The organism is Sporosarcina sp. P1, assembly GCF_002743155.1.
GTDB classification, from domain to species: domain Bacteria; phylum Bacillota; class Bacilli; order Bacillales_A; family Planococcaceae; genus Sporosarcina; species Sporosarcina ureae_B.
Genome location: NZ_PDYS01000015.1, coordinates 12,848 through 29,450, shown reverse-complemented (window position 1 = coordinate 29,450; position 16,603 = coordinate 12,848). Strand labels below are relative to the sequence as shown.

General features: G+C 39.2%; 9 protein-coding genes and 1 other annotated feature. Of the genes, 5 read left to right on the top strand and 4 right to left on the bottom strand.

The window, feature by feature from the left end; all coding sequences use genetic code 11:
- The first annotated feature begins 125 nt into the window (after positions 1 to 125).
- A complete protein-coding gene (locus tag CSV73_RS13020; RefSeq protein WP_085132361.1) occupies positions 126 to 1,490 on the top strand; it encodes a sigma-54 interaction domain-containing protein in 1,365 nt (454 codons plus the stop codon).
- A 393-nt stretch (positions 1,491 to 1,883) separates the two neighbouring features.
- Here the strand turns inward: CSV73_RS13020 and CSV73_RS13015 are convergent, their stop codons facing one another.
- On the bottom strand, positions 1,884 to 3,470 hold the full coding sequence (locus CSV73_RS13015; protein WP_099627813.1) for a 2-isopropylmalate synthase: 1,587 nt from the start codon (positions 3,468 to 3,470) through the stop codon (positions 1,884 to 1,886).
- A gap of 60 nt (positions 3,471 to 3,530) precedes the next feature.
- Positions 3,531 to 3,769: a binding site (T-box leader), on the bottom strand.
- Between the two features lie 292 nt (positions 3,770 to 4,061).
- Here CSV73_RS13015 and CSV73_RS13010 point away from each other — a divergent pair.
- Positions 4,062 to 5,432 (top strand): alanine/glycine:cation symporter family protein, encoded by a 1,371-nt coding sequence (locus CSV73_RS13010; RefSeq protein ID WP_099627812.1) that lies wholly within the window; start codon positions 4,062 to 4,064, stop codon positions 5,430 to 5,432.
- 57 nt (positions 5,433 to 5,489) lie between these two features.
- On the opposite strand, the gene CSV73_RS13005 is transcribed toward CSV73_RS13010, so the two are convergent.
- Positions 5,490 to 6,377, bottom strand: a complete 888-nt coding sequence (locus CSV73_RS13005; protein ID WP_099627811.1) for a stalk domain-containing protein — start codon at positions 6,375 to 6,377, stop codon at positions 5,490 to 5,492.
- 572 nt (positions 6,378 to 6,949) lie between these two features.
- Between CSV73_RS13005 and CSV73_RS13000 the strand changes: the two genes are divergently transcribed.
- Both CSV73_RS13000 and CSV73_RS12995 read left to right on the top strand, forming a co-directional pair.
- Positions 6,950 to 7,930 (top strand): NAD(P)H-quinone oxidoreductase, encoded by a 981-nt coding sequence (locus tag CSV73_RS13000; protein WP_099627810.1) that lies wholly within the window; start codon positions 6,950 to 6,952, stop codon positions 7,928 to 7,930.
- Between the two features lie 489 nt (positions 7,931 to 8,419).
- A complete protein-coding gene (locus CSV73_RS12995; RefSeq protein ID WP_085132356.1) occupies positions 8,420 to 10,558 on the top strand; it encodes a type IA DNA topoisomerase in 2,139 nt (712 codons plus the stop codon).
- A 104-nt stretch (positions 10,559 to 10,662) separates the two neighbouring features.
- On the opposite strand, the gene cls is transcribed toward CSV73_RS12995, so the two are convergent.
- A complete protein-coding gene (cls, locus tag CSV73_RS12990) occupies positions 10,663 to 12,117 on the bottom strand; it encodes a cardiolipin synthase (protein WP_099627835.1) in 1,455 nt (484 codons plus the stop codon).
- A gap of 215 nt (positions 12,118 to 12,332) precedes the next feature.
- Here cls and CSV73_RS12985 point away from each other — a divergent pair, with 215 nt between their 5' ends.
- Complete coding sequence (locus CSV73_RS12985; protein ID WP_158232353.1) at positions 12,333 to 13,457, top strand: response regulator; 1,125 nt, start codon at positions 12,333 to 12,335, stop codon at positions 13,455 to 13,457.
- Positions 13,458 to 13,495: 38 nt separating this feature from the next.
- Here the strand turns inward: CSV73_RS12985 and CSV73_RS12980 are convergent, their stop codons facing one another.
- On the bottom strand, positions 13,496 to 16,516 hold the full coding sequence (locus tag CSV73_RS12980) for a hybrid sensor histidine kinase/response regulator (protein ID WP_143560433.1): 3,021 nt from the start codon (positions 16,514 to 16,516) through the stop codon (positions 13,496 to 13,498).
- Positions 16,517 to 16,603 lie beyond the last annotated feature (87 nt).

Here is a 16,603-nt window from a genome sequence, read left to right as displayed (position 1 = left end):
AAGATTGTTATCGTCTTTTTTACAAAACGCTGGTACAATTGAGTCACAATTGAATCAATTGTAAACCGAAAGTATATAAATATTCTCAAAATTGACTCACAAAAATAACAGGAAGGTGAAATAGTATGTCCCATGAGAACGAACAAGTGAAAATGGATCTTTCCTTGGAATCATTGCTTAACATATTGGATTATTCATCGGATGAAATTTATGTGTTGGATAAAGAAATTAAAATTGTCTATGTAAATCGAAATTGCGAAAAGCATTATGGCATGGTAAAAACTGACGTGCTCGGCAAGTATAATGACGACTTTCTAAACGATGGTTATTGGACCCCTTCTGTAGTGCCACTCGTTCTGGAAAAGAAAACTCCCGTTTCAGTACGCCAACAAACCCATATAGGTGCCGAGTTGCTGACTAGGGCTTTCCCTATATTGAACTCGCACAATGAAATTGAATATATTGTGTGCACAGCAACAGAAATACAGGACTTCAAACGGCTTGTAAAAGAGGAAGAATTGGACTTTACAAACTCACTGGATGATGTTTTTGCAAGTACAATTATTACGAACAACGCGAAAATGCGAAAAATACTACGTTTCTGTGAAAAGGTGGCGCCTACAGATTCTACTATCTTAGTACATGGTCAGTCGGGAACCGGAAAAGGAGTCATCGCTTATCAATTACATAAAATGAGTAAGAGAAAGGATGGTCCTTTCCTTAATGTGAATTGTGCAGCCATTCCAGGGGATTTGCTTGAATCGGAGTTATTCGGTTATACGGCAGGTTCATTTACCGGAGCCAAAAAAGACGGTAAAATTGGTCTATTTGAGGCAGCCGATAGCGGCACCATTTTTTTGGATGAAATAGGTGAGTTGGCTTTGCCTCTACAGGCGAAAGTTCTTCAAGTTATCCAAGATAAGAAATTTATTCCGATTGGTAGCAACGAAAGCAAGACAGTGGATATCCGCATTATTGCTGCAACAAATCAAGACTTACCGAAGATGGTAGAAAATAAAACTTTCCGTGAAGATTTGTTTTATCGACTCAACGTTATTGACATACACATGCCACCATTGAATGAACGCAAAGAAGACATCATCCCTTTAACTTATAGTTTTCTGAATAATTTTAATAATAAATATCACTCTACTAAAATAATTTCTGAAGATTGTTTGAATGTGCTCTATCATTATTCGTGGCCAGGCAATGTGCGACAACTAGAAAACTTAATAGAGCGACTGGTAATTACAAGTGATGCAGTTATCACTACAGAAGATTTACCGGAAGTACTATTGGAAAAAGTAAAAGAAATTCCTGAACTCGCCTATTCCAATTCACTAGAAAAGGCATTAGATAATGTAACAGCTACCATGGTCAGGAGATCCTATCAGAAGTTTGGTTCAACGAGGGGTGTGGCATCCGACCTCCAGATCAGCCAGTCAAAAGCATCTCGACTGATCCGGGATTATTGTCGCGACGAGGAATAACAGAACTATTATCATGGACTTGGCAATAATAAAAAGGCTTCACTCGGCATGAGTAACTTCTTGCCGAGCGTAGCCTTTTATTATTGTTTGTATAGTATTTTCTCTGGAGATTCTATTTTATGGAATGACCAATCAAACAACCATATCTGTTTCGCATATCGTGCAATCCATCGCTTGTCTCCACGCTTAATATTGACGTTTATCAGCACTTACTGTTACCTATAATGCAAGAAAAAGCTTCCTTCTCGAACGACAAAATTATATTCACATGTCGCCTTATTTAGAAAGCTTAGCCTGTGGCACTTACTCGATTTCAAAATATAAATTGTGTATTTCACAGATCATCTAAGTGAATATAAAAATCGAAGTATTTCGTCTCAATTAATTTGATAATTAAATATTCACAGCAAGCTTGTGCTCAGATGATTCCTTTATTTTCGCTACGATTACGCTATTGACCGCATTGATGTACGCTAGTGCACTTGCTTTTAAAATATCTGTGTCTGCTGCCTTCGCGACATAATTTTCTCCTTCATGTGCAATCGTAATTTTCACTTTTCCTAATGCATCTTTACCCCGTGAAACGCTGCTTATATCATAGCCAATCAATTTAACTTGTATCATTGTGATTTCTGCAATTGCTGAATACAGTGCATCGATTGGACCTGTGCCAACAGCACTCGACTTGAAAACTTCTCCTCCTTTGCAAATCTTGACGCTGGCTGAAGGGAAACTAGAGTTACTGACCACTTGTAGATCTTCAAATTCAAAGAAATGGTCACTGTAATTCGTTACATTCTCTTTGTCATACTTTTCATGATAATTCTCAACAATTACATATAAATCATGGTCATATACTTCCTTTTTTCTATCTGCCAACGTTAAGAATCCTTCAAAAATACCTTCGAATTCCTCGGGCTTCATATGAGTGAATCCTAGCTTTTCAAGGGCGTTTTTCACTGCATGTCGCCCTGACCGTGCCGTCAAAATCAATTCCATATCATCTAATCCGACGTCTTCCGGATGAACAATTTCATATGCATCGCGGGATTTCAATAAACCGTCTTGATGTATACCTGACGAATGTGCAAAGGCGTTATCACCCGTAATCGCCTTGTTCACTTGCACATCCAATCCCATGAAGCTAGATACAAGGCGAGAAGTATTCATAATTTCTTTTGTGTTGATTTGTGTGCTCACATTATAAATTGAGCTTCTTGTTTTCAATGCCATGACTACCTCTTCAAGTGCAGCATTTCCTGCTCGTTCTCCGATTCCATTAATTGTACATTCTACTTTATCCGCGCCATTCTTGACTGCTGCTAGTGTATTTGCAGTCGCCATTCCCAGGTCATTATGACAGTGAACACTTAATAAGACATCCGGATTCAAGTTTTTCATGCGGTCATTTAATTTATAGATCATCGCACCGAATTCTTCAGGCTCTGCAAAGCCCACTGTGTCAGGCACATTGATCATAGTTGCACCCGCTTTCATAACGGACTCGATTGTATGCCATAAATACTCGAACTCCGAACGTGAAGCATCTTCCGTTGAATATTGTACTTGGGGCATTAATGTTTTTGCATATTTCACTGCGTCTACGCCTATTTGAAGGATCTGGTCCTTTGATTTATTGAACTTTTTTTCCACGTGAATATCAGAAGTGCCTAACACCATATGAATCATCGGATTTTCTGCATACTTTACTGCATGATAAACCGAATCAATATCTGCTTGAACTGCGCGTGCCAATGCTGTGACCATGATGTCATTCGTGTTGCCTACTCTTTGCGCAACAGCCTTCACCGCTTCAAAATCACCTTGGGATGAAGCAGGAAAACCAGCTTCGATAATATCGACGCCAAGCTTCTTTAATTGTTGTGCAATCTCTACTTTTTCATAAAGGTTCAGTTTAGCGCCTGGTACCTGTTCTCCATCACGTAATGTTGTATCAAAAACCCAAATTTTTCTGCTCATCTCTTTGCACTCCTTTTTTTAAAAAAATAAAAACAAAAAAACCTCATCTCTATATTGAAATATAGAGACGAGGTTATACTCGCGGTACCACTCTAATTGATTCGCCATACTTGGCAAATCCCCTTATCGACAGCTATTACTGTCTATCCCGTTAACGGAGGAAACCGACGTCCCTTACTGTAGAACTTTCAGGGAGTGACTCATGGATGAGTTCAAAATGTGCGTCTGCTGATTTCCACCAACCATCAGCTCTCTATATAGACATAAACATTTTTACTAGTTCCATTCTTCGTCTGCAATGTAATATTGAACGTAATATTACATGGTCTTTAGCTGTTTGTCAATTGATTTCAAATAATTCTATATATTTTATACAGTAATTTGTGGCAAGAAGGCTTGTCCTTACTCTTCCAAATATAATTTCGTTGTGTATCTATCAGCAATGACTCAAGCACTAAAAATAAGTACATTTCCAATTTCATTTGACATTTCTTCCATACATTCACTAGTATAGTAGACAACTACTTCGTAAACCGAAACGAAATAACTAGTTGTTTGAGTAGTATCAAACCACCAAAGGAGTCGTTGCCAATGAATCCGTTTACGAAATGGGTAGAAATCGTCTCGGACTTTTTATGGGGATTCCCCATCATCATTTTACTTCTAGGAGGCGGATTGTTTCTCACCATTCGTCTAAAATTCTTCCAGTTCCGATATATGCCTCACATTTTTCGTCAAACCTTTGGAAAGGTTATGTCTAAAGGTTCTGGGAACGGCACGCTAACTCCTTTTCAAGCAACCACCTCTGCGCTTGCCTCCACAATGGGAGCAGCGAATATCGTGGGAGTGCCTGTAGCCATCGCCCTAGGTGGGCCTGGTGCGATTTTCTGGATGTGGATTGTCGCACTGATTGGAATCGGTACGAAATATTCTGAAGTCGTACTCGGTATCCAATATCGTGAAAAGAATGCTGCCGGTGATTACGTCGGTGGTCCGATGTATTACATAAAAAAAGGACTTGGCTGGAAAAAGGTTGCGTATATCTTTGCATTTGCCCTCATGTTAGAAGTTATGGCGAGTACTATGGTGCAATCTAACTCCATCGCAACGACCCTTGAAGGTTCATTCGGTTTACCTCCAATCGTAACAGGTATGTTCGTCGCCTTACTGGTTGCACTCATTTCATTCGGAGGAATTAAAGCGATTGGACGTGTAACGGAACGTCTAATTCCATCCATGGTCGTGGTCTACATTTTAACAGCACTCATTATTATCGGAGCTCATATCGATGCAGTACCTACAGCATTTGGCTTGATTTTCACACATGCATTTGAACCGATATCAGCGGCAGGCGGTTTCGCAGGGGCCGGTGTAGCCGCAGCAATTCGATGGGGACTCGCCCGCGGATTATATTCCAATGAAGCCGGTATCGGTACAGCACCAATAGCCCATGCAGCGGCAGTGAATAGTCATCCCGCTAAACAAGGTTTCTGGGGCGTCTTTGAAGTCGTCGTGGATACATTGATCGTTTGTACTATGACTGCACTCGTCATACTGACTACAGATGTTTGGAAAGTCATTGACGCAGACAACGCGGCGAACATGGTGACAGAAGCGTATAGTACAGTATTCGGTGCTTCCCTCGGTGGAATTATCATATCCATTGTATTATTCTTGTTCGTGATTACAACGATTGTAGTCATTATATATTACGGAGAAAAGCAGGCAGAGTTCTTATTTGGACCCAACTTCTCTGTCGTAATACGCGGGGCATATATCACGGCGATCATCATCGGAGCACTTGGTGGATTGCAATTCGTCTGGCATTTTCTTGATCTATTACTCGCAATCGTAGTAATTCCTAACGTGATTGCGGTACTATTCTTAAGTGGACAAGTACGGGACATTACGAACGATTACTTTACAAACCTCTATCCAATAGAAAAGAAAAGGAAGTCTTGATGTAAATATCAAAAAAGGCAAGAGTCCACGGACCCCTGCCTTTTTTATATGGTTTAATTACTCCATCAATTCATCAATAAGCTCTACTGGTACATAGGTCTTCTTCGGTTCAAGTAGCTCCGGTGCCACTTCAAACTTCAACAATGATTTATTGTAGCCATATTCCTTCTGACCACGTGTAATTGTGTAAGATGGAGCACCTTTAGATATGATCGCACCATTACCAGTCGAATCCACTACATATCCAAGTTTCTCAGCAAGCAAACGAAGCGGCACCATCTTCACACCATCAACCATATAATGATCGTCTTCTATGATTTGTTCTACAGTAGCATCTTCATCTACTGTATTTCCGTCAAGTACAACTACTTTCTCTGGCGTTGTCTGAGCTGGAATACTTCGCGTTGTTTCTTTGTAGAATACCAGCAAGTCTTTACCTTTCAAGTCATCAGCTTTTACTTTATTACCCGAAATGCTGGAAATGTCTGTACTGTCACCTATATTCAACTGTAGCTTCAAGTACGAATCCACCATTTCGTCATCAAATATTCCAACTACTGCAGTGTTCTCTTTATCTTTTTCTACAATGACTACATCTGGAGTGTACTGCGGTGGGTAAATCATAATCATGGGTTTATCTGCATGGGTATAGGCAGATACTTTGTCACCTTTCTTCAATTCGACCTTCTTTCCCGTATTATCAAAAATTAGCGTTTCTTTGTTAATAGCCAATGCAGAAGACTCTTCTTTTCCTTTAATCGTGTACAGTGTGAACTCCTCGTTCTTTTCTATGCCTTCGATTGTTCCTTCTACTTTAACAAAAGCTTTTTCATCAGATGTCACTTCGGCCTTCACTTCCTCTTTTGCGCTAACTGCTTCAGGTACCGCCACGCCGCCAATAAGCAATGTCGACATCGCAAATGGTACAAATTTATTCAACTTCATAAAAAATCCGCTCCTTAATATAGTTTCTATACAGTAGTTCGAATAAGACGGGAAAAGGTTACAGGTAATTAATTTTTTAGATCCTCTATTACTCTTCTACCTGTTTTGTTTGTCATGAAAACTCTTTTTTCTACTACACGGCTAATAGCACTCCATTCCCAAATGTGAGATTGTATAACTGTGGCCAGACATTATTCAATCTTGAATTAATTCTTACTGGACAAGGAAACGGACTATTTACGTGCTTGGCTTTTAACAAAATAGGTCGATCATATAAAAAGGTTTTAGATGATCAGTGCTTCACATAAAATTTCGAGGTCTTCAGGTTTGACACTTGATATGAAGGGTTATCATAGTAACATTAGTCTCCTGCTAACATTTCTAGATTTAACTGAAGCTGAAAACTGTTAGAAAAGGATGTATAATTGGTTAGCCATCCTAGCATGATAAGCCTCGATAATTGTAAATCGATTAAAAGGTTGGGATAGTTAAAATAAAGTCGCGCGCTAAAATGTTGCGAAGCTTTTTCTCTTAGATTTTTTCTAAGGGTATTTTTAAAAGGAGGAATATTTATGAAAGCTATAATTGTAAAGAAACCAGGTGGTCCAGAACAACTGGAGCTTGTTGAAGTTGCTAGTCCTCAACCAAAAGAGAAGGAATTGCTTATACGTGTTCATGCAACAGCGGTAAACCGTACAGATATTATAACCCGTGAAGGGAAAGTAGGGTATGCTGAAAACCCTATTTTGGGCGTAGAAATTGCCGGAACTGTGGTTGAAGTAAATGGTGATAGTTCCTTTTCGGTTGGAGATAGAGTGATGGGACTTGTTAATGGTGGCGGTTATGCAGAGTTTGCTGTTATGCCAGCAGATCGAGCGATGAAAATTCCCGATTCCTTATCGTTTGAAGAAGCTGCAGCGATTCCTGAAGTGTTCTTAACTGCTTACCAAACATTATTTTGGCTAGGCAAACTTCAAAATCAGGAAACCGTATTAATTCATGCAGGTGCAAGCGGAGTTGGAACGGCAGCAATTCAATTAGCAAAAAAACTTTGTAATGCTAAGGTTATTGTTACTGCTGGTTCTAAAAGCAAACTCGATTTTTGCCGAGAACTTGGAGCTGACGTCCTTATAAATTACAAGGAGCAGTCATTTGATGAAGAGGTTCTAAAAGCAACAAACGGTAAAGGCGTAGATTTGATTTTAGACTTTATTGGTGCTGATTACTGGGAGAAAAATTTAGCCAGTATTAAGAATGAAGGTCGATGGGTTCTTATCGGAATACTAGGTGGAAGTGAGATCGAAAAGGTAAACTTATTTAATTTGATGTCAAAATGCATTCAATTAACAGGGACATTACTAACCCCAAGAAGTGACGAATACAAAGCTCTTTTGACCAAAGAATTTGCCGAAAACGTAATCCCTTATTTTGAACAAAAAAATATAGTACCCGTTACTGACACTACATTCCCTTTAGAAAAGGTTGGAAAAGCTCATCTCCATATGGAAGAGAACCGCAATATCGGTAAGATTATACTTGAGATAGAGGGGTAACTTTGTAGGTATTCTATATCTTGAAAATGAATGAAGGTAAATTAACAATTGGTTCAAGTCAGTCGAAAAAAATATTTTCTCAAGTACCACATATTTAGTCAATGAAGATTTACAAAAATGATCTATCCTTTTTATAAAAGGTTAATCCCATTCAGTACTATAAGAGCGTGTTTTAATTAGTCTTTTTTAAAACACGCTTTTTTCTTTTGCCCTTTTATCACAACTACTAGCAGTCATTTGATCAAACAGTCTTCCAAATCTACATATTGAAAACCTCCAATGCCGTAAAAAATAACAACAAATAATTGGCTTTTCAAGTGTTCTTTATCTTTAATACAGAAGACATCTTCAACTCAATGATTCAGCTAGATATCCTTTCTATTTTCTTCATTCTATAGTCACCCCAAAACATGAATTCGTAAACTTCCTCCATTTATGCGATAATATTGGAACTAGCGTTTCTATTATCGAAGCCAAAGAGGTGTTTTTATGAGACCAGTAATATTAGCAGAAAAACCATCCCAGGCCAAAGCTTACGCAGACGCATTTACTACACGTAAACACGACGGCTATACAGAAATTCAACCGTGCGATATATTCCCCCAAGGCGCCTTCATTACATGGGGTGTTGGGCATCTCGTGGAATTAAAAGAGCCGCATACGTACAATCCTGCTTGGAAACGCTGGAACCTCGGCAGTTTACCTATCTTACCCGAGCGTTATGAGTTTCAAGTAGCACCAGGAAAGTATAAGCAATTCCAAGTAGTCAAGAAGCTTATTCGCGCGACTGATCATGTCATCAACGCATGTGACGTGGATCGCGAAGGTTCAAATATATTTTATTCCATCTATTATATGACGGGAGCTCGCAACCAGAAGATTGAGCGACTATGGATTAACTCGCTGGAATCGGATGAAGTACGAAAAGGCTTCGAGAATCTACGGGATAATCGACAAGATCTACAACTCTATGAAGAAGCAAAGGCACGACAAATCAGCGACTGGCTCGTAGGGATGAATGGTTCTAGGCTCTATACACTGTTGTTGAAAGCCAAAGGCGTTCAGGAAGTATTTCCTATCGGTCGTGTGCAATCCCCTACCGTTTATTTGATTTATCAACGTCAGCGCGAAATCGAGACGTTCGTATCGGAACCTTTTTTCGAAGCGGAAGCCATTTTTACTGCGGCGCACGGTACGTATAAAGGAAAAGCAAAGCTTAAGGAACCTAAGCGTGAATTAATTGCGGAAGCACTCAACAGCCGCAATATTACAAAACGGACGCCCGGGGTCATTAGTGAGCTGACCCATACAGACAAACGGACACCACCGCCACAGTTGCATTCACTTTCAACATTGCAAGCAACTGCCAACCGACGATGGAAAGCAAGTCCTGCGACTGTATTGAAAACCATGCAGACTCTATACGAAAAGAAGCTTGTATCGTATCCACGGACGGATACACGTCACATCACACCAAGTGAATTCAACTACTTGCTAGCGGCTGTGGAAGACTATCAAAAACTCATTGAGCAACCTTTTGAGGTCGTTTCCCGCACACCGAAAAAACGATATGTTGACAGCTCGAAAGTACAGGAACACTATGCTATCATCCCGACAAAAAAGCTACCGACCCCTGCAGCACTGACAAAGTTGTCACCACTTGAGCGCAATCTTTATGAAGAAGTCATTCGAACGACACTAGCTATGTTCCATCGGGATTACTTATATACAGAAACGAAAGTAACGACCGACGTCAACGGTTTGCCATTCTTCACAACGGGCAAAACCGAACGCGATAAAGGTTGGAAAGAACTTTTTGCTGCGCCAAAGAAGGCAAAGGATACCGAAGAACCCGCCTTACCGCCACTTGAGAGAGAGGAAACCGTGCAAAGCGAAATTGGTATCAAAGAAGGTGCGACACAGCCTCCAAAACCTTATACAGAAGGCCAGTTGATCGCCATGATGAAAACATGCGGGAAGCTGGTAGAAGATCAAAGCGAAACGGATATTTTGAAAGAAATTGAAGGGCTTGGAACAGAAGCGACAAGAAGCGGAATTATTGAAACCATTAAAAAGCATGGCTATATTTCCGTGACGAAAAACATTGTATCGATCACCGACAAAGGACGCGTACTCTGTCAGACCATTGAAGGTAGCTTGCTTGCCAGCCCTTCCATGACAGCGAAATGGGAGACGTACTTAAAGAAAATCGGCAATGGTGAAGGAACAGGTCAACACTTTCTGGGGAGTGTATCGAAATTCATCCAAAAACTGATTGAAGACGTACCTGTCCAGATTGAAAAACAGACGATTGATATCGTGCTGCCGCCACGTCCCTCTTCTGGCAAAAGCTCGTATACACGAACTGAAGTCGCGCCCTGTCCAAAATGTGGCAAAGGCAACATCATTGAACATCCTAAATTCTACGGTTGTAGTAACTATAAAAATGGCTGCAAGCAAACCTTCCCAGGGCTCTTCCTGAAAAAGAAACTAACTGTGCCTCAAGTGAAATTATTATGTACTAAAGGGCAGACAAACGTCATCAAAGGCTTCACTTCGGCCGATGGGAAAAAGTTCGATGCTTCGTTGGAGCTAAAAGACGGAAAACTGAACTTGGTCTTTATGTAACGTAAATACTAATAAAAAGAAGCAGCACAAGGCTGCTTCTTTTTTGCATACTATTATGATTACGCGTACCCATTACTAAACAATATAATATACGTTTTACACCATTAGAGTATGGGTGACAACAACCGTGAAATCGATTGCTTAAACTTAATTAGTAATGACCGCTCCTCATAACGTTCCTTCGTCAACTCAGAACTCTGTTCCGCGTCTTGACGGAACAGTCCCGTCAACTGCGCCGCTACTTTGTCATCATAGACAATCGCGGTCACTTCAAAATTCAATCGGAAGCTACGTGAATCGATATTCATAGTACCTACTACAGCTACTTCTTCATCCACCACAATAGTCTTCGCATGCAAGAAACCATTCTCATACAGTAATACCTTCGCGCCATAATCAAGCAAATCCCCGACATACGACCAAGTAGCCCAGTAGACAAACGGATGATCAGGCTTACACGGAATCATAATCTGTACATCGATGCCTGACAGCAACGCAATTTTGCAGGCATCCATAAAGCTTGTATCCGGAATAAAGTACGGTGTCTGAATGTAGACACTTTTTTTAGCAGATAATAGTAACTTGATATACATATTCTTCAGATGTTCCGTCTCGGAATTCGGACCGCTTGAAACAATTTGTACTGGACTCGTGCCAATATTTTTTTCGGTTTGAAATAAGTAATCTCCCCAATCACCGGGTTCCTTTTTACTCGCCTGATGCCAATCTAAAATGAATTTCGCTTGAATATGATTGACAGCGCCGCCTCTAATCCTAAAGTGCGTATCGCGCCAATAGCCAAACTTTTCATCAAGTCCAAGATACTCATCTCCAACATTGAAACCGCCAATATACGCGATTTCCCCATCAATAATACAAAGTTTTCGGTGATTCCTATTATTGACTCGAAAATTTACTAGACGAAACAACGATGGAAAGAATACTTCCACTCTTCCACCTGCTGCGCGTAATTCATTATAAAATTTGGGAGGTGTTTTCTTTGAGCCTACTTCATCATACAAGAGTCTGACTTTAACTCCCTCTGTCGCCTTTTGAATCAAAAGATCACGTAACTTAGTCCCAAGGGAATCAGACTGAATAATATAATACTGGATATTGATCTCTTTTGTAGCAGAGCTAATATCATCAAACAAGGCAGCAAACTTTTTATGTCCGTCATCAAATATTTCAATATGATTATCTTTGGAAAGCAGTGAATGAGCTGATTTTAGATTCATATGAATTAATTCGGCATGTTCTTTTAATAACGTATTATCTTCTAGTCTGGCCAAGTTTTCTGGCAATAATTGTTTATCAACTTCCGTTTTTTCAGCCTTTCTTTCTGCAACAGAAAGATTATAGAAATTCTTCTGTTTTAAACTACGTCCGAAGAACAGATAAATAAAGAAACCGAGGATAGGAATGAACACTAGAAGCATAATCCACGCCCATGTATTTCCTACATCTCTTCTTTCGATAAACAAAACCCATGCCAATAGCAGGATATTGAGAATTGTAGCGATAGATAAGAGTAACGTTAAGACATTGCCCAATTCCATGCCAATCACCATCCCTTCAATTTCTATCATTTTTCCCGCTCCATTTCATTAGAATGTTGTCTTTAATATAGCATACAGCACATATTCTTGCCGTGATTTCTGTGGATTTTATTATTTACACTAGCAACAGGAAATGCTTTACCATTTGTAAGACAAACTCATAGTAAATGTCATATACTAGTAATAGTATTTTGAAAATGAAGGAGATGATCTGTGTGATTCGTGCCATTTTAGTAGATGATGAGCCGTTAGCTTTACAATTGCTCACGCATAAGTTGGCAACATTCAAAGAGGTGCAAGTCCTCAAGACATTTACCAATTCATTGCATTTGCTCGAAGATATAAAAGATCTTTCTTTTAACGTGGCTTTTTTGGATATTTCCATGCCTGGAATCGATGGAATAGATCTGGCTGAACATCTTTTAAGTATAGATCCAACGATTAAAATAGTATTTGTTTCAGCTTATCGTGATTACGCAATACAGGCATTCGAGTTAAATTCCATTGACTTCATACTAAAACCTCTTACAAATGAGCGTCTTGAAAAAACTATTACACGATTAACACAAGCACTCTCTTCTGCCTCCATTTTACAACCTGAATCTGGAAAACAATTAGAAATACAATGTTTCCAAGAATTCATTGTGCAATATAAGCAAGAGTTTGTTAAATGGAAAACGATAAAAATTAAAGAACTATTTGCCTATTTCCTTACGCATCATAAAGAATTAATCCATCGTGATGTACTAATTGAAACGCTTTGGCCCGATACTGAATATTCGAAAGCTAAGATACAACTACATACCACTCTCTCCCATTTACGAAAAACACTAGAGAGTTTAGGGTTTTCCAAAGTGATTGTTTTTACCAATCAAAGCTATCGCCTAGAATTAGTGAATTTCCACTGCGATGCACTGGAAATGAATCAACTCGTTCAGCAACATATCAACGCGACAGATGCTACTATTGAGAAGTTTGAAAAAAGTATTCAAAAGTATAAAGGTGATTACCTGGAATTAGAAGGTTATGATTGGTCTTACACACATGCCGAACATATGAAACAGCAGGCGATAAAATTACTTCACCGAATGATTAGTTATTACACAATTCATCAGGATACTCCCCAACTCCAAACTTCACTGGAACGTTTAGTTCTTTTGGATCCATATTCAGAACAAGCTCTACAGCAACTTTTAATACACTATCTGCAACAAGGTAAAAGAACTGAGGCTATCAAGGCATATCATAACTTCAAAGAGAAGTTGATTGAAGAATTAGGAATATCCCCTAGTGAATCTACCAATGAATTATTTAATCAAATATTATGTGCTAATATATGAGTAAAAGGAAGAAAATCGTATTGATTTTCTTCCTTTTACTATTTGTCTATAGAGAATCGAATGACAGTGCCTATCTTCGGTATACTATCGATTGTCAATCCTGAATAACCCAACTGGCGAAGTCGTTTATGTGTATTCGGTAAGCCTACACCTGCTTGGATATTCGTATCCGTTTGCAGAAGCGTTACTAGATCTTGTTCCATCCCTAATCCATTATCAGAAATCGATATATCTACTGTATCGTCACATTCCGACACTTTAATCCATACAGTACCACCTTCAGGTCTCTTCAGCACGCCGTGTTCTATCGCATTTTCTACCAATGTTTGGATGGATAGAGGGGGTACTTCAACTTGGACTGGTGCAATATCCATCTCAACTTGCAAACGGTCTCCGTAGCGTTGCTTTTCAATATATATATAAGCCTCTACTAATTCCAGTTCTTTCTCCAAAGAGACAGTTGATGCAAGATTTTGGATTGTAAAACTTTGCTCAAGGTATGTTCCGAATTTATCCAGTAACTTCACCATTTTTTCCGGATCAATCTCGCTGAGTGCGCTAATTGTATTAAGTGTATTGAACAGGAAATGCGGTTGTATTTGTGCTTGTAGCCATGCCGCTTCCATTTGTATCCTTTCAACAATCGTTTGATTTAGATTCGTCAACGCCCGTACACGCATGATCAGCTCAACCTTTTCTACTGGTTTTCTAACATAATCATTAGCTCCTGCGTCAAACCCCATTTGAATATCAACTTGCTGGGTCCGGGCAGTCAACAATAGAATGGGTAACTCTGCCAGTGAAAATCGCTTTCGCAACTCGCGTGTCAGCTCATAGCCGGACATATATGGCATCATGACGTCCGAGATTACTAGACTCCAACATCCACGTTCCAACTCTTTGATTGCTTCATTTGCTGAAGTACACGTTACAACCAAATATCCATCCGCTTTTAGCATCTGCTTAATAATTTGAAGGTTCATTGGATCATCGTCAACGACTAAAATACGTTCCGTAGCATTACTTGCTGAGGATGTCCCTGAATCAAGAGATTTCAATTTTTGTTGAACTGGATCTGGAACGGGAACATAACTCTGTTGTTGTTGATGTTCTGAAAGAGGCAATGTAAATGTGAAAGTAGAGCCTTCATTCTCTTTCGTTTCTACAATAATCGTTCCTCCATGCATTTCAATCAATTGTTTACAAATACTTAATCCTAAACCAAGTCCCCCACCCCCAGTAGAGGTAATACCCGATTCTGCCTGTTTATAGGGTTGAAATATCATATGTGCATCTTTTGGAGACATGCCGATTCCTTCATCGGCTACCCGAATGACAGCCATCCTATTCTGCACATCGGCTGATACATGAACTACTCCTTCTGCTGAAAATTTTATCGCATTATGAACTAGATTAAACAGGATTTGATACAATCGGTTTTCATCCGCCATAATATTAGGGAACTGAACTGGAATGGAATGTTCGAGTGATACAGATTTACCCTCTTTCATAAATTTAAGTGTATCAAATACATTTGTCAGAATCGGCAAGATTTTGACATCTTGTTGCTCAAGCTGTAACTTATTATCTTTTAAGTGTTCTCTATCTAGCAAATCATTCAAAACTATAGTCATTTGTCGACCAACAGAAAGAAGCGTTTCCAGATTACGAATTGTCTCATGTGACAATTTATCCTGATCATTATCATAGATTGTCTGTGTAATATTCAGTATTCCATGTAAAGGATTACGTAATTCATGCGATGTATTGGCTAAAAACTCATCTTTTTGATGAATTTCTTCTTGTAGTGAAGCAGCTAGACTATGACTTTTCTCCGTCTCCATATAAAAACGTTTAAACCAAAATAATCCAAACAGTAACAAACTGATGAGCATTTCGTAGGGATAATAGGGTAATTCTGGCATTATTTGCGCCTTAAATAATCCCCATATCATACTAGACATCAGACTGATACCTGCAAGTAAAAAGAATAAATAGTTCCCTTTTTCACGTTTCGACAACCGATACATTAGAAAAGGAGTCGGTAAGGGTATCAAAAGCATCAGTGCATAGAGGAACAGTACATCGAGCTCTACTGAAAAAAGTGTCAAAATAACGAGTATTCCATATCCTATGCCTAGAAGCCGGTAGTAATAGCGCTCCCACTTGCTAAAGGAGTGCTCTACAGTATCCACTAAAGCTTTAATATACAATACTACTAGGTAAACACCGCCTGAATAGACGATTACATTCATTTTCGACCAAGCCGCAAATGAAATCTCCGGAAAGAAATAAAGCAATAACTTATCATCTGCTATAGCTATCGAGATAGCTACAGAGAGAAAAGATAAGGCAAGATACAACATATCCTTCTTCCTTGAAAACAGGAAATAAATTAGAAATGAATATACACCATGCAAGCCTACAATAGACATAAGAGCAAGTTGCCAACCATAATCTTTAAATACAGATTGTTCTGCAGCCGACCACTCTCCAAACTTCATCGGCTGTATGATACCGCCAGTCTTCAATGAATGAAAATTTGATACATGAATAAGGAGTTCGATTTCCCCGGCATTACTTTCTATCTGCAATGTCTGAGGACGATAGTCGACTTCTTCCTGCTTCCTATTCGTTGCTGTTTTTCCGAGTTGTACCTTTTCCTCACCATTCACAAAAAAACGCGAAGCAGACACGATGTCCTTCGCATACAATCGATAGATATTCGTGTCGTCTCGATCTACATAAATCTTCAAACTATATGTCCCATAACCGTAGGACGTGTTACCTGAAAATTGTTCTTGCCAATCAGTGGGTACTTGAATTAATGATGGTACCCTTTTGGAACTTTCACCTGGAGTAATAAACTCTTCCGCAAAAAACTTCCATTCTCCGTTTAGCAATATATCCTCCGATAAATCACCCATACCCCGTAGATCTATCACTCCATTTTCAGCAGTTACTGTGTGAATATTTTGGTTGGAATCGATCCAGATTAGTCGAAAGGCTATTAAAACCACTACAAAAAAGGGGACAATCAACCATAACCTTTTATTCATAGACTGTCCATACAATTGTTATTTTCATCTTTCGCATTCATTATCCTCCCAATTACTGTCTAATTTATATTGTAATATATATCCTCA